Below are 19446 nucleotides of genomic sequence, written 5' to 3' on the forward strand. Positions count from 1 at the left end.
ATGGGCGACATTCGCTGCGACCGCCACGGCAAGGTCTGGCTCATCACCATCGACCGCCCTGCGGTGATGAACTCCCTCGACTTCGCCGCCAATGACGAACTGGTTGAAGTCTTTCGTGACTTCGACCGCGACGACGGCGCCCACGTGGCGGTCGTCACGGGCGCGGGCGACAAGGCCTTCTGCGCCGGCGCCGACCTCAAGACCTACACGGTAAACTTCGCCCGCACGCCTGCCCCGGAGTTCCGCACCCGCTACACCAACGGCCCGGGATTCGGCGGCATCACCCGCTCGGTGGAGATCGACAAGCCCATCGTCGCTGCGGTGAACGGCTTCGCCATCTCCGGCGGGTTCGAGCTGGCGCTCGCCTGCGACCTCCGCTTCTGCGCGCCCAACGCGGAATTTGCCCTGCAGGACGCCAAGTGGGGCTTCCATGCCTGCGACGGCGGGCTCATCCGGCTGCCGCAGATCGTCGGGCTGGGCCATGCCATGGAGATCATCCTCTCCGGCGATCGCGTGAATGCCGAGCATGCGTTCCGCATCGGCCTCGTCAATCGCATCGTGCCGGCCGAAGAGCTGGTGGCCTTCACCCTCGACTATGCGCAGATGCTGGCGAAGCGCTCGCCCCTCTCCCACCGCTTCGCCAAGGAGGTGATGCGCCGTGCGGTCGGCATGCCCATGGGCGAGGCCCTGCGGCTCGAATCCCGCTCCTTCTACGATCTCGGCCAGAGCCAGGACATCGTCGAAGGCACCACCGCCTTCCGCGAGAAGCGCGAGGCCGATTTCCAGGGTCGCTGAGTTCTTCACCATCGATCACAGCCATTTGGATCACAACCCGCCCATGTCCTCCGTCCTCTCCGCCTCGCCTGTCATCGAGATCCTGCGGTGTGCCGACTGCGGCCAGCTCGATCCGGGCCCGCGCGAGCTTTGCGCCTCCTGCTACAGTCCCAGGATGGAACCGGTGACGGTCGATGGCGACGGTGTCCTCGTCTCCTGGACGCTGGTGCGCCGTCCGCCGACCCGCTTCCAGGCGGACGGGCCCTATGCGGTGGCGGTGGTGGACCTCGACTGCGGTGTGCGCCTGACCGGGCGCCTTGCAAGCGTGCCGTTCGAGGAGGCCGACGCGCCGCCGCTCGGTGCCCGCATGCGCGTCTGCGGCGGAACCGCTGGCATGGCGCTGTTCGCGCCGGCCGACGCCGGCCGCTGAGTTTTCGCACGACGAGGCCGGCGCAAGACCGGCCGGAGAAAGCCTCCGGGAGAACGCATGCACACGAGACCGCCCGAACCGCATCCGTCCTTTCCGCCCTGCCGGGGAGGGGCGTCATGACCCTCCTCAACTTCTTCCAGCTCCTCGTCAGCGGCATCGCGATGGGCGCCATCTACACGCTCACCGCCAAGGGCCTGTTCATTACCCATCTTGCCACCCACCGGCTGAATTTCGGCCAGGGTGATTTCCTCATGGTGGGCGCATTCGCCTCCATCGGCATGCTCACCGCGGGCGTTCCGGCGCCCCTCGCGGTGCTCGGCGTGCTCGTCATCATGGGCGTACTCGGCTATCTCTTGGAGCGCTTCGCCATCCGCCCCCTGGACCGGCTCGGCGACCGCGCCGGAGCCTATTCCTGGGTGCTCACCACAGCGGGATCGGCGCTGATCCTCCAGAACATCGTCGAGCTCGGTTTCGGCAAGTCCGCGCAATATGCGCCGCCCCTGTTCTCCAAGACCCGCGACAACGTCATCAACATCCTCGGTGTCGGAATCTTTTTCGAGGAGGCGGCGATCATCATCACCGCCTTCGTCGTCGTGGGCGCCTTCTACTGGTTCCTGTTCGGCTCGCGCTGGGGCAAGGCCGTCTATGCCGTGGCCTTCAATCCGGAGGCGGCTTCCCTCTTCGGCATCGACGTGCGCGGCGTGGTGGTGCTGGTGTTCGTGCTCGCCGCGCTGATGGCCGGCATCTCCGGCGTGCTGGTCGGGCCGCTGGTGTCGGTGCATCCGCACATGGGGCTGATCTTCACCATCAAGGCATTGGCGGTCGCGGCGGTGGGTGGCTTCACCAATCCCGTCGGGATCCTGGTCGGTGGCCTGCTGTTCGGGGTCGCGGAGGCATTTTCCAACTATTGGGACAGCGCCTTCGGCGACCTCTACCCGCTGCTCTTCGTCATGGCCCTCCTCGCTGTGCGCCCGTCCGGGCTGTTCGGCGAGCGACGTGCCGACGTGCGTTGAGGAGGCCCAGATGCCAAGCCTTATGCCACGCATTCCCCGCCTTGCCGTCTATGGCCTCGCCGCCGCCGCCATCGCGATATTCCCGCTGGTCGCTCCGAACCCCTTCTTCGTCCATGTGGGGCAGACCTTCGCCTACACCGCCATCGCGGTGATCGGCCTCAACATCCTGCTGGGGCTCTCCGGGCAGATGTCGCTCGGTCACGGCGGCTTCTATGCTGTGGGTGCCTACGTCTCCGCCATCCTTGCCACCACCTATGGCTGGCCGCTCACCGTCTCCATGGCGATGGCGCTCGCCGCCTGCCTCGTCGTGGGGCTGCTGGTGGGGGCGGTGGCGCTCCGCACGCGGGGGCTCTACCTCGCCATGGCGACGCTCGCTTTCGGTTTCATCGTCGAGATCGTGGCCCAGCGCTGGGTGAGCGTGACCGGTGGAACCATGGGCCTTATGGGCGTGCCGCAGGTCGACTTCGGCAATTTCCGCATGGGGCCAACCTATTTCTTCTGGTTCGCCGCCGGCCTGCTGCTGCTGGTGCAGATCGCCAGCGATTACGTGTTCGGATCCTCCATTGGCCGGCGTCTCAATGCGGTGAAGGAAAGCGAATCCTTCGCCGCGACGGTCGGGCTCAACGTGCCACTCTGGCGCATCGGTGTGTTTGCGGCCAGTGCGGCGCTGGCGGGGCTGGCGGGCGTGCTGTTTGCACACCAGAGCGGGTTCGTCTCCTCCGATGCCTTTAACATCCGTCTCACGATCTCGCTGCTGATCGCCACCGTCATCGGTGGGCTCGGGCGCTCGGCGGGGCCCCTGCTCGGAACAGCGATCCTGATCGGCATCGCCGAAGCCATCGCCGCCGTCCACGACATCGGGCTCATGCTCTATGGCGGCATCTTGCTGGTGGTGCTGCTCCTCTTCCCCGAAGGCGCCATCGGCCTGTTCGGCAGGCGGCGGGCGAAGAGCGGCGTCGCGGCGGATGCCGTTTCGGCCTTCCTTCCGGCCCTTGCCGCACGCGGCCGGGCCGCCGGGCGGCTCGACGTGGAGGGCGTGACCAAGAGCTATGCGGGCGTCGTGGCGCTGCGCGACGCAACGCTCTCGGTCGAGCCCGGTACGGTCCATGCGCTGATCGGCCCGAATGGGGCCGGCAAGTCCACCTTCATCAACGTGGTGGCGGGCCTCTATGCCCCCACGGCCGGCCGCATCCTGATCGGCGGCTCGGACGTGACCCAACTGCCGGCGCATCGCCGCGCGCGCCTCGGGCTGGTGCGCACCTTCCAGAACCTTCAGCTCATCCAGGGCGTGAGCGTGCTGGAGAACGTGATGCTGGGGATGGAGCGCCGCCGCGGCCTCCTTGCCGACGTGCTCGATTTTCTCGGTGGCAAGGGCCATGAGGCCCGCGAGCGGGCGGAGGCTGCCTCCATCCTCGCTTTCCTCGGCATCGGCACCCTTGCGGACATGAAGCCCAAGGACCTGTCCTATGGGCACCGCAAGCTGGTGGAGCTGGCCCGCGCCATCGCCCAGAAGCCCGCCATCCTGCTGCTGGACGAGCCGGTGGCGGGCGTGAACCCGCAGGAGGCGCGGGAGGTCGCGCGCATCGTCGGAAAGCTCCGGGACGCCGGCATCAGCGTGCTGCTGGTGGAGCACAACATGGAGTTTGTGATGGGCCTTGCCGATCGCGTCACCGTGCTCGATTTCGGCAACCGGATCGCCTGCGGCACGCCGGCTGAGGTGCAGAAGGACCCCAACGTCATTCGCGCCTATCTCGGCGCCGTGGAGGATGCGGCATGATCGAGGTCGATCACATCGATGTCGCCATCGGTCCGGTCGGGATCCTGCATGATGTCTCCCTGCGGCTGACGCCGGGGCGGCTGGTGACGGTGATCGGCGCCAATGGCGCGGGCAAGACTACGCTGTTGCGCACGCTCTCCAACATTGTCACCCCGCGCTCCGGGGCAATCCGCTTCGGCGGCATGCCGACCGCCGGCATCAAGCCTCATCTTCTGGCGCGCGCGGGACTGGTGCATGTGCCTCAGGGTCGCCAGATCGTTCCCGGCCTGACGGTGCGCGACAATCTGGTGATCGGCGCCGACCGCGTGGCCGGTCTCGACGCTGACACCATTGCGCAGGGGCTGGAGCGGGAGTTCGCGCGCTTCCCCGTGCTGAAGGAGCGCCAGCACATCCTCGGCGGCAACCTCTCCGGCGGCGAGCAGCAGATGCTCGCGGTGAGCCGGGCGCTGATGATGCGGCCGAAGGTGCTGCTGCTGGACGAGCCGTCCCTCGGGCTCGCGCCGCAGGTGGTGACGACCATCCTCAAGGCGCTGCGCAGCCTTGCCGACGATGGTCTCGCCGTGCTGCTGGTGGAGCAGCTCGCCCTGCTCGCGCTCGATACGGCAGACGAGGCCCATGTGCTGCAGCGCGGGCGCGTCGCCCTCAGCGGACCGGCCCACGAACTGCGCCGCGACCGGGCCGTGATCGAGAGTTATCTGGGATAGCTCCCGGTCGCCGCCTTTGCCGGTCACAGGACGCCGCCGCCGCGTCTCCGCCCTCGCCTGAGGGAGCTTTCACGCGGACCGGGGCGCCTGGCTGTCGATGCGCATGAAGAATTGGGTGCGCGGGACGAAGATGCGCTGGAACGAGCCGTAATGCGCCGGGCTCGCCGAGCTGAAGATTTCCACCACCATGCCGATGGTCTTGGCTTCCACTCCGATCTTGGAGCAGATGTCGCGCGGCAGCGGCTCGATGCGGATGTCATACGTCATGCGCTGGACCGTCAGGTTCAGCTCACGGCGCAGATTGACGCCTTCCAGTGCCGTCCGCTTGTCCTTGCGTGCCTGGTCATAAACCCGCGCATCAATGATGAACTGGCTGTAGACGAGGAATTCGTGGCCGATGTCGACGATGCGGTCAATCTCGACCACCTCGTCTTCCACCCACTGCATGTGCATGTTCCAGGACCCGCGGCTCCTGTGCCGGTGAATACGGTCCACCTGGGGGAAAACAGGAAAGAAGTTCTCGCGCCGCTCGTCGCTGAACAGGAAGTGCCAGACCGTGTCCACCTGGCGCGGCTCGCGATTGACGAAGCTGCCGGCCCGCCCCTGCTTGCGATCCACCGCCCCGTCCTGCACCAACTCGCGATAGGCCTTCTGCACCGTCCCGAGACTGAGCCCGGTGGCGAGCGCCAGATCCTTCTCCGGCGGCAGGCGGTCGCCAAGGCTCCAGTATCCCTCGCGAATTCCCGCCAGCACCGCGTCCCGCAGCTGGAGGTATTTGGGGGACTGGCCGGGGTCCTTCGGCGCAAAGCGGCGCCAGAAGTCGTGGCCCGCCTGGGACGCCGGAGCCTTGGTCACGGCATCTGCCTTGTCGTGCGTCGCACGCGGAACCCGAGGCTTTGTCATGGGAGATTCCGAACGCAGGTGAGAGGGCGGTGGTACTGACATTCCCCCAAGGAGGCAAGGCGCCGGCACGTGGCGTGTCCGGTGCCCGCCACGAGGGGTCAATCGCCGGGCAGATCGTGGACGTTGCTGAAAAATACGTCCTTCCAGGAGGTCGGCAGGTTCTTCAGCAGGCCGGTCTTGTGCATGTATTGCGCGAAGACCATCACCTTCCGAGGCGTCGGCGAAAAGGTCATCATGTTCGGATCGTTCAGGATCGCCACGATCTCGGACACCGACAACTTCGACTTGTCGAACCGCTTGAACGCCTCCGCCGCGGCGGTCTTGTCGGCGGCGATCAGGCCCATCGCCTCGGTCAGCGCCGCATAGGTGGCGGCGTAGAGCTTGGGATTGGCCGCCCGCCACTTGTCATTGGCATAGGCGGTGATCAGCGTGTTGGCGCCGCCGGTGACGTCATAGGAGCTGAGGATGGTGCGCACATTCGGATTGGCGAGCTCCATCTGGATGAAGGGCACAGTCGTCACATGCGTCCTGGCGACGGCCCCGCCCGAGAGCAGCGCGGCGACGCCGTCGGGATGGGACATGGTGATGGCCAGCGTGTCGAACTTGTTGCGCTGGTCGAAGCCGAAGGCCTGAGCGGTGGCCATCTCCAGGATCAGCGCATGCTGCGTGCCCTTGCCGGCGGCCATGGCGATCCGGTCGGTGGGCTTGAAGTCCTTGATGGATGCGATCGCGGGATCGATGGTGTTGAAATAGATCGGGGAATCGCAGATCGCCATCATCCCCTTCACGGGGGCGAACTTCACCGTCTTGTCCCACAGATTGAGCATCACCGACGTGCCGGCCATGGCGATGTCGGCATTGCCGGAGATCAGCGCATCGGTGATGGCCGGGCCGCTGGTCAGCTGCGTGTAGACCACCTTGGCATCGGGCAGGCCCAGGGCCGTCGCATGCTTTTCGATCAGCTTGTTTTCCGCTGCGACGATCATGGGCAAATAGCACAGGCCGAGGCCGCTCACGACACGCACCTCGGCCGCCGCGGCGGGCCTCGCGAGGGGCGGGGCGATGCTGGCGGCAAGAGCGACGGCCAATGCGGCCAGCCGGGCAAAATGTTTCATCTGGATCCCCTCATTGTCTGGAAGGTTCCGCGCCAGTTCGGCGTCTCGTTTGGTGATCGATGAAACGCGACGCCCGCAGGCGTCGCATTCCCATTTTCAACGCCTCAGAGCAGGCGGTCGTTCTGCGGTCCCTTGAGCGGGATTTCCATGAGATCCTCGCCGAAGAAGATGTTGCCGCCGTACACGCGAGAGATGTCGGCGACCACCCGCTCCCTGAGGCCGGGCCGGTCGAACTGCTCGGTGATGTGGGTGAGCACAAGGTTCTTCACCCGGGCATCGCGCGCCAGCTCGGCCAGCTCCATATGCCCCATGCAGCTGTGCGAGAAATCGGGGCTGTAATTGGTGCCCGAGAGGTAGTGGCACATGTGCACCAGCACGTCGCAATCCCTTGCCAGCACGTGCATGCTCTCCGCCGGCCCGCTGTCGCCGGAATAGACGAAGACGCCTTCGGGCGTCGTCAGGCGGAAGCCGAGGGTCACGAGGAAGGGCTGGAAGTGGTTCACCTGATCCGTCTCCAGCGTCCAGCCATCGCCCTTGATGACGTCGCCGGGCGACAGCGTCGTGACCTCGGGGGCAGGGCGCGGCCGGGGCAGGGTGCCGCCTCGGGCCTTGAACAGATCGAGGCTCGAACCGTGCGACGTGCGCGCCACCAGATCCGCATTGTACACGCCATCGAGCCCGAACAGGCGCTCGGTGATGTGGGCGATGGGCGCCGGCCCGAACACCTTCAGCTCGGGGATGCGGTCGGCGCCCTGGTCCCAGCGCGTCAGGAGCAGGCGGCCATAGTCGCCGCAATGGTCATAGTGCAGGTGGGAGAAGAAGAGGTGGGTCACCTTGGTCGCGGGGATACCCAGCTCCAGCAGGCGATGATGGGCGCCGAAGCCGTGGTCCATGACGATCACGTCGTTGCCGGTCTCGATCACATAGCCGGAGGACATGCGGCGCAGGGACGGCGTGGGCGTGCCTGTGCCGAGAAGGCGAATACGCATGGGACTGCTCTTTTCCTTGGGTTGTATGTGCAGGGTGAGGTCAGCCGCGGCTCATGCCCCAGCGGCGGATGGTGCGGGCCTCGATGGTGCGGAAGATCAGTCCTTCCACCAGCAGGCCGATGATGATGACGCAGGTGAGCCCGGCGAAGACCTGATCGGTCTCCAGCTGGTTGCGTTTCTCGAACAGGAACCAGCCGAGGCCACCGGAGCGCGAGGACACGCCGAACACCAGCTCCGCCGCGATCAGCGTGCGCCAGGCGAAGGCCCAGCCGATCTTCAATCCGGAGAGGATCGAGGGGAAAGCGGCCGGGATCAGGATCAGCGCCACGTAGCGCACGCCGCGCAGGCCGTAGTTCTGGCCGGCCAGCCTCTGGGTTTCGGAGACGCCCAGAAAGCCCGTCAGGGTGTTGAGGGCCACAGCCCAGAGCACGGAATGCACGATGACGAAGACGAGGCTCGGAATACCAAGTCCGAACCACAGCAGCGCCAGCGGTAGGAGGGCGATGGCGGGCAGGGGATTGAACATGGCGGTCAGGGTGGCCAGAAGGTCGGCGCCCAGCCGCGAAGAGACGGCGAAGGTGGTTAGCATGGCTGCAAGGGCGATGCCGATGGCATATCCCGTCATGAGCACCTGGAGCGTGGCGCCGATGCGCTGGAGCAGGACGCCATGGATGAGGCCATCCCACAAGGCGCGCAGGGTATCCGTCAGCGTGGGGAACATCAGCGGGTTGGAGAGCCAGATGGCATAGACCTGCCAGGCCACCATCAGCGCCACGACGATGGCACCGCGCCGCACCCCCTCCATGTTCGCGAGGTGTTCCCAGAGCGAGAGCGGGCGCTCGATCTCCGCCGCATCGCTCACGGGCGGCGTGGTCCGCTCGAATTCCGGCCGGATCGGCGGAGACAGCCGGGTGACCGGCAAGGGGGTGATTTCAGCCATGGTGCCCCTCGGCGAAAAGCATGGTGTTGATCTTCTGGGACAGGGCCATGAAATCGCTGCCGCCCTGGTGGTCGTGCCCGTATTGGTGGGCGTTCAGCTCCGCCTTCACCTGGCCGGGATGGGGCGAGAGCACGAGGATGCGCGAGCCGACCACGATCGCCTCCTCGATGGAGTGGGTGACGAACAGGACGGTGAAGCGGGTGTCGTCCCACAGCTGCAGCAGTTCGTCCTGCATCTGGCGACGCGTCAGGGCATCGAGGGCGGCGAACGGCTCGTCCATCAGCAGGATGGCGGGCTCCATGGCCATGGCACGGGCGATGGCCACGCGCTGCTTCATGCCGCCTGACAGCATGTGCGGATAGGCATCGGCGAACTTGCCGAGCTTGACCTTCGTGATGCTGGCCATGGCCCGCGCACGGGCTTCGGCGCGGGGAAAGCGGCGGCTCACCAGGATGGGGAACATCACGTTCTCCAGCACGGTCTTCCAGGGCATCAGCTGGTCGAAGTCCTGGAACACCATCATGCGGTCGGGGCCGGCGCCGTCGATCATCTGGCCGTTCAGCCGCATGAAGCCCGCTACCGGTTTCAGGAAGCCGGCGACACCTTTCAGCAGGGTGGACTTGCCACAGCCGGAAGGGCCGAGCAGCACGAAGCGGTCGGCCGGATAGACTTCGAAGCTCACGTCGCGGGTGGCCGTGACGAGCAGATCGCGGGTCTTGTACTGGAGCGTGACCCCGGACACCTCCAGCAATGGCCTCGTTTGTGAAGGCGGATACGTCTGGTCTTTCGGATGCATGGCGGCAGCGTTCATCGGCCCCCTCGTTGTTCCGGCTCTGGTTTCGCCTTCGACAGTGTCCGAACGGGACGCCGGCGCGGCGAATAGCATTTGTGATATGTAGTGAAAGATAAAACGCTATATAGTTTATTGTCAAGAGAGCCGTAGCGGCGCCCGAATGGCGCGGAACGGCCGTGGTGCCGGCGGATGTTTCCATTCGCCCGGGGCGTTAGCTGGCGTGGAAGCAGCGTCGGCAGGCCATCCCTTCTCGGGGTCCGAGATGCGCAGCCGGGCGGAGTTCGGGCGTATGGGGATCAAGTGGACTCCCGCGTCGCCGTGCCGGCAAAAGGCGGGCCATGTCCTCATTGTCGAGCGGCTTGAGGGACTTCGGCCTTGTCGCGGCCGTTGATCGTCTGGCGCAAGCAATGCCCTAGCTGTCACCGACGCTGCCGCCGGCGGGCGTGATGCCCGCCTTCGCAAGGCGCTGGGTGTCGGGGGCTCAGCTGTTGCGAGCTGCGGTTGCCATGACGCACCGGACCGCCGCGATGAAGCGGGGCGGTTCACACCGATGCATCCCGCCGACGATGGCGGGAAAAGCGGCGGGCTGGGACCAGCGCTGATGCCGCGCCGGCCACGCTGGCCTCCTGTCCGCTCGTGGACCGGACTACGCGTCCCTGAGGGCCCCGGTGGCATCCGCCGGAAGCCCGCTGAGCCGGCGCAGCGGGATGACCTTCGGGGCGTCCACGCCCGCGAGCGCGCCGAGGTCGAGGCGCGTGTAGTTCATGCCGGCGTAGTCGCGTACGAAGAACAGCCGCCGGCCGAGGTCCGAAAGGCTGGTCCAGCAGGTAAATTCCGTGGCGTAGGGGTGGGCCCCATCTTCCTGGAGGCCAGCCACCTCCATATGGCCGCCGCCGGAAGAATCGATCGAGATGCCACGAGGCCGATCGAAATTGTTCATCATGTGGGCGAGCGCGCAGACCGCCGCATCGGGCGTGTCGGACTTCTCGGCGAATTGGGCATAATAGACCGCCCGCACGAAGCGCCCGACCGAGGTGCTCGACGAGGGGAGGCCGGCCGTGGCGATGCCGGAATCCGGCTGGCGCGCCTCGTAACCGCCGAAGGTGGCGGCCGAGCGATCGACGTTGCTGAGGAAGGTGTAGTTGTCGAGATTGGTCAGGTGCCAGTCGAAGCGGGGACCGTTCGTCATCACCCCGACGGGGTTGTCGTAAAGCTGCATCTCGCCCTTGTGGAACTCGATCACGAGCGAGGCGCCCGAAGCATCGTTCACCACATAATGGAAGGGCGAGACCGCCCCCTGCAGAATGGACAGGGCCTCCAGGACGACCGGCTGCGTGCCGAGCGCCGCCTTCACCTCCGCCACGCACGCGAACCGGCCCAGCACCCAGCTGCCGAGGTCGGAGGCGGCGAGAACGGCGCGCGTCATCTCCACCGCCTGCCCTCGGCCCGCGGCGGACGGGTAGGACAGCACGCTGAAGGTAACGCCCTTGTCGTTCAACCCCTCGATGACCTTCAGGTCCGCGATGCCGAGCGGCGCCTCCGGCGTCGGCAACCGCCAGGGCATGGTGATGGCGACAAAGGCATGCTCAAGCGTATAGGCGAGAGACGGATGGCCGGAGACCTCCGAGCTCACCGAAAAGCCAGCCGGGAAGTAGGCCAGCTCGTACGGCAGCTCGACGGTCAGCTCGAGCGTACGGCCGAGGTACTTCCGCCCGGCTGAGTCGCTGTAGACGAGCGCTGTGCACATGCCGGCGTTTCCCCCGAAGCTGAAGCCTCGCACCGTGCGGGGCACGACATTTGGTGGCATATTTCGTGCCGCGCGCAAAGGCCGCGTACAACTGCGCTTCGCCGTCTTTGCCGTTTGATTTACCGTTAACCGTTTGTTAAGACTTGAAGATGGGACGACGCACGGGAATACCGCCTCGAGGCGATATCCATCCCTGTGCGGGTTCAGTGGCGGAGGATCGTCCCGAGTGTCCCATCGATTGATCCGCGATATCGGCAGGGGCATCGGCGGCATGAAAAGCCTCCCCGTCACCGTCGTCATGGCCATGGCGCTCGGCGGCTGCGTGCCGGCTGGCGCGCCGTCCATTCCCTTTTTCGGCGCCTACTTTCCGTCCTGGCTGCTGTGCGCCGTCATCGGAATCCTCGGGGCGCTGCTGGTGCGGGTGGTGCTGGTCCGCCTGGGCGTCGACGACGTCATTCCGGCGCGTCTGGCCGTCTATGTCTGCGTGGCGGCGGGCATCGGCTTCCTGGTCTCGATTGTCAGCTTCGGGCGGTAGGTCGTGGAAGAGTCGGAGCAGGCCCATCCCCGGCGCGCGGTCGGTGTCGTCGTCAGCCTCGTCGCGGTGGCGGCAGCCGTGGTGTTCGGCTGGCGCTATGTCCGCAATGCCGAACTCAATCCCCTCTCCCAGGACGCGGTCGTCACCGCCGATACGGTCAACGTCGCGCCCGCCGTTCCGGGACGCATCGCGCGGATCGAGGCGAAGGACAATGGCAGCGTAGGCAAGGACGCGCTCCTGTTCGCGCTCGATGCCACCTCCTACAAGCTGCAGGCCGAGCAGGCTGCCGCGGACCTCAGGATCGCCGAGGCGGCGCTGGCGGACCGGGAGCGCGCCGTGTCGGCCGCGCGCTCAAACGCCGTGATCGCGCAGGAGCAGGTGGCGCGCGCCCGCTCCAACCTGGATCTTGCCAGCCAGACCCTCTCGCGGCTGGAGGCGCTTAGGCCCAAGGGCTATGTGAGCGCCCAGCAGGTGGACGATGCCGCCACCGCCAAGCGAGACGCCGAAATCTCCCTCCGGCAGGCCCTGCACCAGCAGGCGGCGGCCGATGCCCTCGTGAGCGACGCGGCAGCCGCCGCGGCCCTGGTGGACGCGCGACGGGCGGCGCTGGGGCTGGCGCAGAGGGCGCTCGCCGATACCGAGGTCCGCGCACCGTTCGACGGCAAGGTGGTGGGCCTCGCCGTATCGCCGGGCGAGTTCGTCATCTCCGGCCAGTCGATCTTCACCCTCATCAACACCGGGGCATGGTACGTCTCCGCCGCCTTCCTCGAGACCGAGCTGCCACGGATCGCCCCCGGGGATTGCGCCACCGTCTATGCGCTGGCGGACCGCGACCGACCCATCAGCGGCCGGGTGGAGGGGATTGGCTGGGGCGTCGCGTCGGAGGAGCTCATCAAGCTGCCGCGGACGATGCCCATCGTGCCGAAGTCGCTGGACTGGGTGCGTGTCGCCCAGCGTTTCCCGGTGCGCATCCGCCTCATTGATCCGCCCGAAGGCCTCATGCGCATCGGAGCCTCCGCCACAGCGACGGTGCATCATGGCAGCCGCTGCTGACCGGCCGTGGCCGGCCATGGCGCGCCAGGCGTGGCGCGATCTGCTGCCCTTTCCGGGCCGCTTCGGACTGGCATGGCGCGTGGCGCTGCTGTGCGCGCTCGTGGCTGCCGTGGCGATGCTCTACAAGGTGCCGGAAGCCGCCATCGGCTGCTATCTCGTGATCTTCATCGCGCGGCCCGACGGAGCGGAGTGCGTCGGGCAGGGCATCGGCCTCATCATTCTCGCCGGCATTGTCGTGCTCGCCATGGCCCCCCTGATCGCGGCGACGGCTGACAATCCGATGCTGCGCATCGCGATTCTGGCGCTCCTCTCCTTCGTCTTCGTGTTCCTCGGCGCAGCCTCGCAGCTGGGCGAGATAGGCTCCATCATCGGCCTCGTCATCGCCTTCGTACTGACCCTTGTGGACCAGCTTCCGGCGGGCGAGATCGCGACGCGCGGCCTGCTCTATGCTTGGCAGATGGCAGCCATGCCGATGGCGCTGATGATCGTCTTCAACATCGTGCTCGGCACCCCGCCCCACCGGCTGCTGCGCAGGACGGTTGCTGAACGCCTGGTGGCGGCCGCCGATGCCCTGGCGCTGTCGCCGGCGGCCGCACCGGGACGGCTCGCGGCGCCCTTCGCCGAAGGCATAAGCGCCGACGGCCAGAAAGTGATGCTGGCCCGCCTGTTCCACACCGCTCCCTCCGCCGAGGTGACGTGGTTGTCGGGGGCCGCGCGCACCAGCTACCAGCTGCTGCTCGCCGTCGCCGCCCTGCCGGCCGGGATGATGGAAGAGACGCGCGCCCAGCTCGCCGATCACTGCCGCAAGGCCGCCGGGCACGTCAGCGCGGGCCGGCGACCCGAGGCGCCGCAGACGGATGCCGCGCCCGAGACCGAGACCCCGGTGGACCAGACGCCGGTGTCCGCCGCCCAAGCCGCCGTGACGGCGGCGCTCGCCGGCCTTGCCCGGGCGGACGGCGGCACCCGCGCGGTGGCGCCCAAGCCCCCCTTCCTCGCGGTCGACGCCTTCACCAATCCCGACTACCAGCGCTATGCCCTGAAGACGACGGCGGCGGCGATCATCTGCTACCTGACCTATTCGCTGATCGGCTGGCAGGGCATCCACACCGCGATGATCACCTGCTACGTGGCGGCCCTCGGAACGACGGCGGAGACTGTCCACAAGCTGGCGCTGCGCATCTCCGGATGCCTCCTCGGCGCCGGGTTGGGCTTCTTCTCCATCCTGTTCGTCATCCCCCACCTGGAATCGGTGGGTGGGCTGATGGTGCTGGTTTTCCTCGGCATCCTCCCGGCGGCCTGGATCTCGTCGGGCAACGAGCGCATCTCATACGCCGGCGTGCAGGTTGGGCTCGCCTTCCTGCTGACCATCCTCAACGGGTTCGCACCGAGCCTCGACATGTCGGCGGGGCGCGATCGCATCGTCGGCATCCTGCTCGGCAATCTCGTGGTCTATCTCATCTTCACCGGCATCTGGCCGAAGAGCGCCGTCCTCGACGTCCGGGCTCGGCTGTCGCGGGCTCTCGACGCGCTCGCGCGGCTCGCGGCACGGGAGCCTGGGGAGCGCGCGCAGGCGGTGGACGACGCGTCTCTCGTGGAGACCGAGGCGGAGAAGGCGCGGCAGCAACTGCTGCTGCTGCCGTTCGAGCCGGCGTGGCTGCGCCCGGCGCGGGTAAGGATCGCGCGTCTCGACGCACTGATCGCGGACGTGCGCGCGGCGCTGCCGGTTCTCCTCTTCGCCGGAGCGTCCTCGCCGGAGATCTCGGCGCACTTCGCCCGCGCCGCGGAAGAGGTCGCCCGGGGCAGCGGCGGGGACCTGCCCGACAGGAGCGAGGCAGAGGGCGATCCCGGCGTGCTCGCGGTGCTTGTGCGTCGCATCGAACGGCTGGCGGCAGGGTGACGGAATGATGCGTCAGCCACCTCGCCCACAGCCAACGGTCCTCAAGGATATCGCGCACCACGCGCTCCTGATGCTGGCGTGCATGCTGCTGGCGGCCTGCGCCCTCAACGCGCTCGACAGCGCGCCGGCCGATCCCGCGCAGCCCTGGACACCCAGGCAAGCCGAGGCGCCGGCTTCCGCGCCCGCGGCGGACGATAGGGCCGCGGCCACGGGCACGGGAGCGACTTCGGCATCCACAACACCGGCGCCGAATTTCGCCGTGCCCCCCGAGCCCGCCGCAGCGCTGCTGAAGCCGACGCCCGATATCTCGCCGGGCAGGACCTACGGCCTCGCCGAGCTGATCGATCTCGCCCAGAGCCAGAACGCCGCCACCCGCATCGCCTGGCAGCAGGCCCGGCAGGCGGCGCTGGCGGCGGGCATGGTGGAGGCGACCTATGTGCCGCTCATCACCGCCAACGTGATCGGCGGCTACCAGAGCTTCACCAATCCGCTGCCCCTCACCATAGGTAATGTCAATCAGGTGCAGAGCTCGGTTTCCGGGCTTTCGCCGCAGGTGGCGCTTCAGTGGCTCGTCTTCGACTTCGGCCAGCGCAGCGCGCTGCACCAGACGGCGAAGGAAAATTCCAACGCCGCCAACGTGCTGTTCAACGGCGTCCATCAGAAGATCATCTACGATGTCACGCGCAGCTATTTCCTCTACGGCGCCGCGCGCAGCCGGGTCGACGCCGCCACCCAGACCCTCGCCAACAGCCGCGACATTCTCGATGCGGCGGAGGCGCGGCTGAAGAACGGCATCGGGAACACGGTGGAGGTGGCGCAGGCGCGCCAGCAGATGGCGCAGTCGCGCTTTGCCCTCGTGCAGGCCGAGGGTGGCGAGCGCGATGCCTATCAGGTGCTGCTCGGCGCCGTGGGGGTGAGCCCGGTCACGCAGATCCGGGTGCGGCCGGCGACTGGGCGCAGCCTGCCCGAGAGCATCGGGACGCCGACGGAGAAAATGATCGAGGCCGCCCTTGCCCGCCGGCCGGACGTGCTCGCCTCCTTCTCAGCGATGAAGGCGAGCCAGTCGGGCATCGCCGCAGCGCAGGCGGAATTCCTGCCCAAGGTTTATCTCAGCGCCGTGGCCGCCACCGGCAATACCAGCCTGTCGGCGTCCGGGTTGCCGAACATCGGGCAGATCTCCTCGGCGTCGGGCGTGATGGTCGGGGCGACCGTGCCCATCTTCGACGGCGGGCTCAGGGCGGCGCAGGTGCAGAATGCGCAGTCCCTCGCCGCGGCGACCGAAGCGGGCTTCGAGAAGGTGCGGGACACGGCCGCCCGCGAGATCGTCGCCAGCGCCAATACGCTGCGCTCGGCGCTCGCCTCCTACCGCGCGGCAAGCGCCCTCGCGGACGCCGCAGCCGTCACCTACGACGCGGCGCTCTCCGCCTACAAGGCGGGGGTGGGCAACATATCGGTGGCCACGGCTGCGGACAGCGGTCTTCTCGTTGCCCGCCAGGCCCGCTCGGATGCCCACGCCGCCTCTCTGGCCGCGGCGGCCAACCTCGCCTTCGTCCTCGGCGCCATGACCTCGCGCGATGTTCCCATGGGATTGGTGGCGCGGTAACACCGCTCTGCCCCGATTGCGCCGTGAGATCCGGCCTGGACGAGCGGCGACATGCGCGCCTCCGCTCGCCACACCTGAGCGCGGGCGTTGTAGGGGCGTTCTCAGGCGGTTCCGCTGCGCCGAGGACGAGCGCGGGTGGCGAGCACGTTGCGGATGGCGAAGCTGGAATGGATGCGCAGCACGCCCGGCAGCGTGGAGAGAATATCCGTATGCACCCGCTCGAAATCCCCGGCGGTCTCCACTTCGACCCGCAGGCGATAATCGGCGCCTCCGGTCATCAGGTAACACTCCCGGATCTCCGGATATTTGCGGACGGCGCTCTCGAACCGGCGCAGGAAGTCTTCCGTCTGCCGTTCGAGGGTAATGTCCACCATCACCGACATGCCGGCGTCCGGGGAGGTGCGGTCGACGATGGCCGTGTAGCCCTTGATGGCGCCGCTGGTTTCCAGAAGGCGGATGCGCCGCAGGCAGGAGGACGGCGAGAGGCCGACCTCCGCCGCAAGGTCCGTGGTGCTGATGCGCGCGTTCAGCAGCAGCTGGCGGATGATGGCATGGTCGATGGCGTCCAGACTGCGCATGCGTGATTCTTCGAGTTCATGCCAAAATGTTGCGTTGATACGATCATATCGCAGCTATCGCGCACATAAAGCCCGGATTGTGCGCAGTCCTTGCGCTAGCCTTGTTGTCGGTCGCAAGAGGGCGGACGATGCACGGCACGATCTCACATTTCGACACGAGCGCAGCCGCCGGTGGCGTGCTGACCATCGATTGCCGAGCGCTGGCGGACAACTACCGCCGCCTGCGTGCGCAGGTGGCGCCCGCGCGGGCCGCCGCGGTGGTGAAGGCGAATGCCTATGGTCTCGGTGCGCTCGATGCGGTCCCCGAGTTGATCGCCGCCGGCTGCCGGGATTTCTTCGTCGCCCATCTGGGCGAAGCGCTGGAGCTGCTGCCCGCGGTGCGCGATAAGTATGGCGCGCGAGGCCTCGCGCCGCTCCGCCTTTACGTGCTGAACGGCCTCATGCCCGGTTCCGAGGGGACGTGCGCGGCGGCTGGCATCGTTCCGGTCATCAACAGCCTCGACCAGTTGGAGCGCTGGGCGCGGACAGCGGCGGCGCGGGGCGAAAAGCTGCCCGCCGTGCTGCAGTTCGACAGCGGCATGTCCCGCCTCGGCATGGCGCAGGAGGAGGCTGGTGTCGTTGTCCGCGAAGGCCTCGCGGAGGGCCTCGATATCCTTGCCATCATGAGCCATCTCGCCAGCGCGGACGAGCCCCACAATCCGCAGAATGACGACCAGCTGCGGGTTCTGCGGACCATCGCGGCGGCGTTTCCCGATGCGCTGGTGTCCTTTGCAAATTCCAGCGGCGCCTTCCTCGGCGCGGACTATCACGGAGCGCTGGCGCGGCCGGGCATCGCGCTCTATGGCGGGGCGCCCACGGCGGCCGGCAAGAATCCCATGCGTCCGGTGGTACGGCTCGATGTTCGGGTGATCCAGACCCGGACCGTGCCGGCCGGTGCCCGCATCGGCTATGGCGGCGCCTTCGTGGCACCGGCCACCATGCGCCTTGCCACTCTCGCGGTGGGCTATGCGGACGGCCTGCCGCGCTGCCTCGGCAACCGGGGCGCGGCGTGGTTCGAGGGGGTGCGCCTACCCATGGTCGGCCGCGTGTCCATGGACAGCCTCATCGTCGATGCGACCGCCTTGCCGGAAGGCGCGCTGGCCGAGGGCGCGCTGGTGGAGCTGATCGGCCCCCATCAGAGCCTTGAGGATCTCGCCGCCGCCGCAGGCACCATCTCCTACGAGCTGCTCACCCAGCTCGGCCGCCGCTATCACCGCCGCTATCGCTGACGGCGCGCCAACACATCGCAAAGAGAACTCACATGAACATCGTCGTGCTCGGAGCCGGCGTCATCGGCGTCACCTCTGCCTACTATCTCGCGAAGGCCGGCCATTCGGTCACGGTCATCGACCGCCAGCCCGGACCGGCGCTGGAGACGAGCTTCGCCAATGCCGGCGAGGTCTCACCCGGCTATTCCTCGCCTTGGGCCGCGCCCGGCGTGCCGGTGAAGGCGATGAAGTGGCTGTTCATGAAGCACGCGCCGCTGATCCTGCATCCCACCGCCGATGCCGCCACCTGGCGCTGGATGCTGGCCCTGCTCCGCAACTGCACCGCCGAACGCTACAAGGTGAACAAGGGCCGCATGGTGCGCCTCGCGGAATACAGCCGCGATCGCCTCGCCGACCTGCGGGCTGAGACCGGCATCCGCTATGACGAGCGCATGCAGGGCACCCTGCAGGTCTTCCGCACGCAAAAGCAGATCGATGCCATCGCCAAGGACATCGAGGTGCTGCGTGCCGACGGCGTGCCGTTCGAGGTGCTGGACCGTGCCGGCTGCATCGCCGCCGAGCCGGGGCTGGGTGAGGCGGCGGAGCGCATCGTCGGCGGCTTGCGCCTGCCGGGCGATGAGACCGGCGACTGCTTCAAGTTCACCGAGGCGCTGGCGGACCTGTGCCGGGGGCTCGGCGTCACGTTCCGCTTCGGCGTGGACATCCGCGGGCTGAAGCGCGCGTCGGGCAAGGTGACGGCGGTCGAGACCGGAACGGGTGACATTGCCGGCGATCTCTTCATCGCCGCGCTGGGCAGCTATACGCCGGCGCTGCTGGCGCCGCTCGGGCTCCGGCTGCCCATCTATCCCGTGAAGGGCTATTCCATCACCATGCCGGTCGTGGACGAGGCCCGCGCGCCCATCTCCACCGTGATGGACGAGACCTTCAAGGTGGCCATCACTCGCCTCGGCTCCCGCATCCGCGTGGGCGGCATGGCGGAGATCGCCGGCTTCAACCGCGACCTTCACGACGCGCGCCGCGGCACCCTGCTGCATTCGGTAGGCGACCTGTTCGCCGGGGCCGCGGATACGCGGGAGGTCAATTTCTGGACCGGTCTGCGGCCCATGACGCCGGACGGCACGCCGATCATCGGTGCCACCTCCTGCTCGAACCTTTACATCAACGCCGGCCACGGCACGCTGGGCTGGACCATGGCGTGCGGCTCGGGCGCGGTGCTGGCGGATCTCATCGACGGCCGCCGCCCCGCCATCGAGGCCGGCGACCTCGCCCTCTCCCGCTACGCCTGAACGGGGGGCGCGAGCCCCCTGTCGCCGCACCTGCCGGAGCG

At 67.7% G+C, this 19446-nt stretch carries 18 protein-coding genes; 11 read left to right on the top strand and 7 right to left on the bottom strand.

Annotated elements, in window-relative coordinates; genetic code table 11:
• The 5 genes from A37E_RS0115090 to A37E_RS0115110 all read left to right on the top strand — a co-directional run bounded on the left by A37E_RS0115090 (position 1) and on the right by A37E_RS0115110 (position 4698).
• Complete coding sequence (locus tag A37E_RS0115090) at positions 1 to 795, top strand: enoyl-CoA hydratase-related protein (RefSeq protein WP_029557365.1); 795 nt, start codon at positions 1 to 3, stop codon at positions 793 to 795.
• A 43-nt stretch (positions 796 to 838) separates the two neighbouring features.
• Entirely contained in the window at positions 839 to 1204 is a 366-nt protein-coding gene (locus tag A37E_RS26015) for an OB-fold domain-containing protein (RefSeq protein ID WP_051679060.1), read from the top strand.
• Between the two features lie 116 nt (positions 1205 to 1320).
• Positions 1321 to 2217: a branched-chain amino acid ABC transporter permease gene (locus A37E_RS0115100; RefSeq protein ID WP_029557367.1), complete on the top strand. Its 897-nt coding sequence runs from the start codon at positions 1321 to 1323 to the stop codon at positions 2215 to 2217.
• Positions 2218 to 2227: 10 nt separating this feature from the next.
• Positions 2228 to 3994, top strand: coding sequence for a branched-chain amino acid ABC transporter ATP-binding protein/permease (locus A37E_RS0115105; RefSeq protein WP_081837609.1), 1767 nt, complete (start codon positions 2228 to 2230; stop codon positions 3992 to 3994).
• Positions 3991 to 4698 carry an ABC transporter ATP-binding protein gene (locus A37E_RS0115110; RefSeq protein WP_029557369.1) on the top strand — a complete coding sequence of 236 codons (708 nt, stop codon included), beginning with the start codon at positions 3991 to 3993 and terminating at the stop codon, positions 4696 to 4698. The genes A37E_RS0115105 and A37E_RS0115110 overlap by 4 nt, the downstream gene beginning before the upstream one ends.
• A 69-nt stretch (positions 4699 to 4767) precedes the next feature.
• Here the strand turns inward: A37E_RS0115110 and A37E_RS26020 are convergent, their stop codons facing one another.
• The 6 genes from A37E_RS26020 to A37E_RS0115140 all read right to left on the bottom strand — a co-directional run bounded on the left by A37E_RS26020 (position 4768) and on the right by A37E_RS0115140 (position 11185).
• Positions 4768 to 5553, bottom strand: a complete 786-nt coding sequence (locus A37E_RS26020) for a GntR family transcriptional regulator (RefSeq protein WP_024280146.1) — start codon at positions 5551 to 5553, stop codon at positions 4768 to 4770.
• A gap of 146 nt (positions 5554 to 5699) precedes the next feature.
• The gene (locus A37E_RS0115120; protein ID WP_029557371.1) at positions 5700 to 6716 is read right to left on the bottom strand and encodes an ABC transporter substrate-binding protein; all 1017 of its coding nucleotides are present in this window, start codon (positions 6714 to 6716) and stop codon (positions 5700 to 5702) included.
• 104 nt (positions 6717 to 6820) lie between these two features.
• On the bottom strand, positions 6821 to 7705 hold the full coding sequence (locus A37E_RS0115125) for an MBL fold metallo-hydrolase (RefSeq protein ID WP_029557372.1): 885 nt from the start codon (positions 7703 to 7705) through the stop codon (positions 6821 to 6823).
• A gap of 40 nt (positions 7706 to 7745) precedes the next feature.
• Positions 7746 to 8645 carry an ABC transporter permease subunit gene (locus A37E_RS0115130; protein WP_051679061.1) on the bottom strand — a complete coding sequence of 300 codons (900 nt, stop codon included), beginning with the start codon at positions 8643 to 8645 and terminating at the stop codon, positions 7746 to 7748.
• Positions 8638 to 9441, bottom strand: a complete 804-nt coding sequence (locus A37E_RS0115135) for an ABC transporter ATP-binding protein (RefSeq protein WP_155982456.1) — start codon at positions 9439 to 9441, stop codon at positions 8638 to 8640. The genes A37E_RS0115130 and A37E_RS0115135 overlap by 8 nt, the downstream gene beginning before the upstream one ends.
• A 643-nt stretch (positions 9442 to 10084) precedes the next feature.
• Complete coding sequence (locus A37E_RS0115140; RefSeq protein WP_029557375.1) at positions 10085 to 11185, bottom strand: linear amide C-N hydrolase; 1101 nt, start codon at positions 11183 to 11185, stop codon at positions 10085 to 10087.
• Positions 11186 to 11423: 238 nt separating this feature from the next.
• On the opposite strand from A37E_RS0115140, the gene A37E_RS0115145 reads away from it, so the two are divergent.
• The 4 genes from A37E_RS0115145 (at position 11424) to A37E_RS0115160 (ending at position 16273) form a co-directional block, all read left to right on the top strand.
• A complete protein-coding gene (locus tag A37E_RS0115145) occupies positions 11424 to 11720 on the top strand; it encodes a YtcA family lipoprotein (RefSeq protein WP_245279340.1) in 297 nt (98 codons plus the stop codon).
• Positions 11721 to 11723: 3 nt separating this feature from the next.
• Positions 11724 to 12773 carry a multidrug transporter subunit MdtN gene (gene mdtN / locus A37E_RS0115150; RefSeq protein WP_029557377.1) on the top strand — a complete coding sequence of 350 codons (1050 nt, stop codon included), beginning with the start codon at positions 11724 to 11726 and terminating at the stop codon, positions 12771 to 12773.
• Positions 12757 to 14670, top strand: a complete 1914-nt coding sequence (locus A37E_RS0115155) for an FUSC family protein (protein WP_081837610.1) — start codon at positions 12757 to 12759, stop codon at positions 14668 to 14670. The genes mdtN and A37E_RS0115155 overlap by 17 nt, the downstream gene beginning before the upstream one ends.
• Positions 14671 to 14929: 259 nt before the next feature.
• Positions 14930 to 16273, top strand: a complete 1344-nt coding sequence (locus A37E_RS0115160; protein ID WP_051679437.1) for a TolC family protein — start codon at positions 14930 to 14932, stop codon at positions 16271 to 16273.
• Between the two features lie 101 nt (positions 16274 to 16374).
• Here A37E_RS0115160 and A37E_RS0115165 read toward each other — a convergent pair whose 3' ends face one another.
• Positions 16375 to 16851, bottom strand: coding sequence for an Lrp/AsnC family transcriptional regulator (locus A37E_RS0115165; protein WP_024280136.1), 477 nt, complete (start codon positions 16849 to 16851; stop codon positions 16375 to 16377).
• Positions 16852 to 16979: 128 nt separating this feature from the next.
• Between A37E_RS0115165 and alr the strand changes: the two genes are divergently transcribed.
• Both alr and A37E_RS0115175 read left to right on the top strand, forming a co-directional pair.
• Entirely contained in the window at positions 16980 to 18119 is a 1140-nt protein-coding gene (gene alr / locus A37E_RS0115170; RefSeq protein ID WP_029557380.1) for an alanine racemase, read from the top strand.
• 32 nt (positions 18120 to 18151) lie between these two features.
• Complete coding sequence (locus A37E_RS0115175) at positions 18152 to 19405, top strand: D-amino acid dehydrogenase (protein WP_029557381.1); 1254 nt, start codon at positions 18152 to 18154, stop codon at positions 19403 to 19405.
• Positions 19406 to 19446 lie beyond the last annotated feature (41 nt).

The sequence above is a fragment of the Xanthobacter sp. 91 genome (assembly GCF_000702385.1).
In the GTDB taxonomy this organism is placed as follows: domain Bacteria; phylum Pseudomonadota; class Alphaproteobacteria; order Rhizobiales; family Xanthobacteraceae; genus Xanthobacter; species Xanthobacter aminoxidans.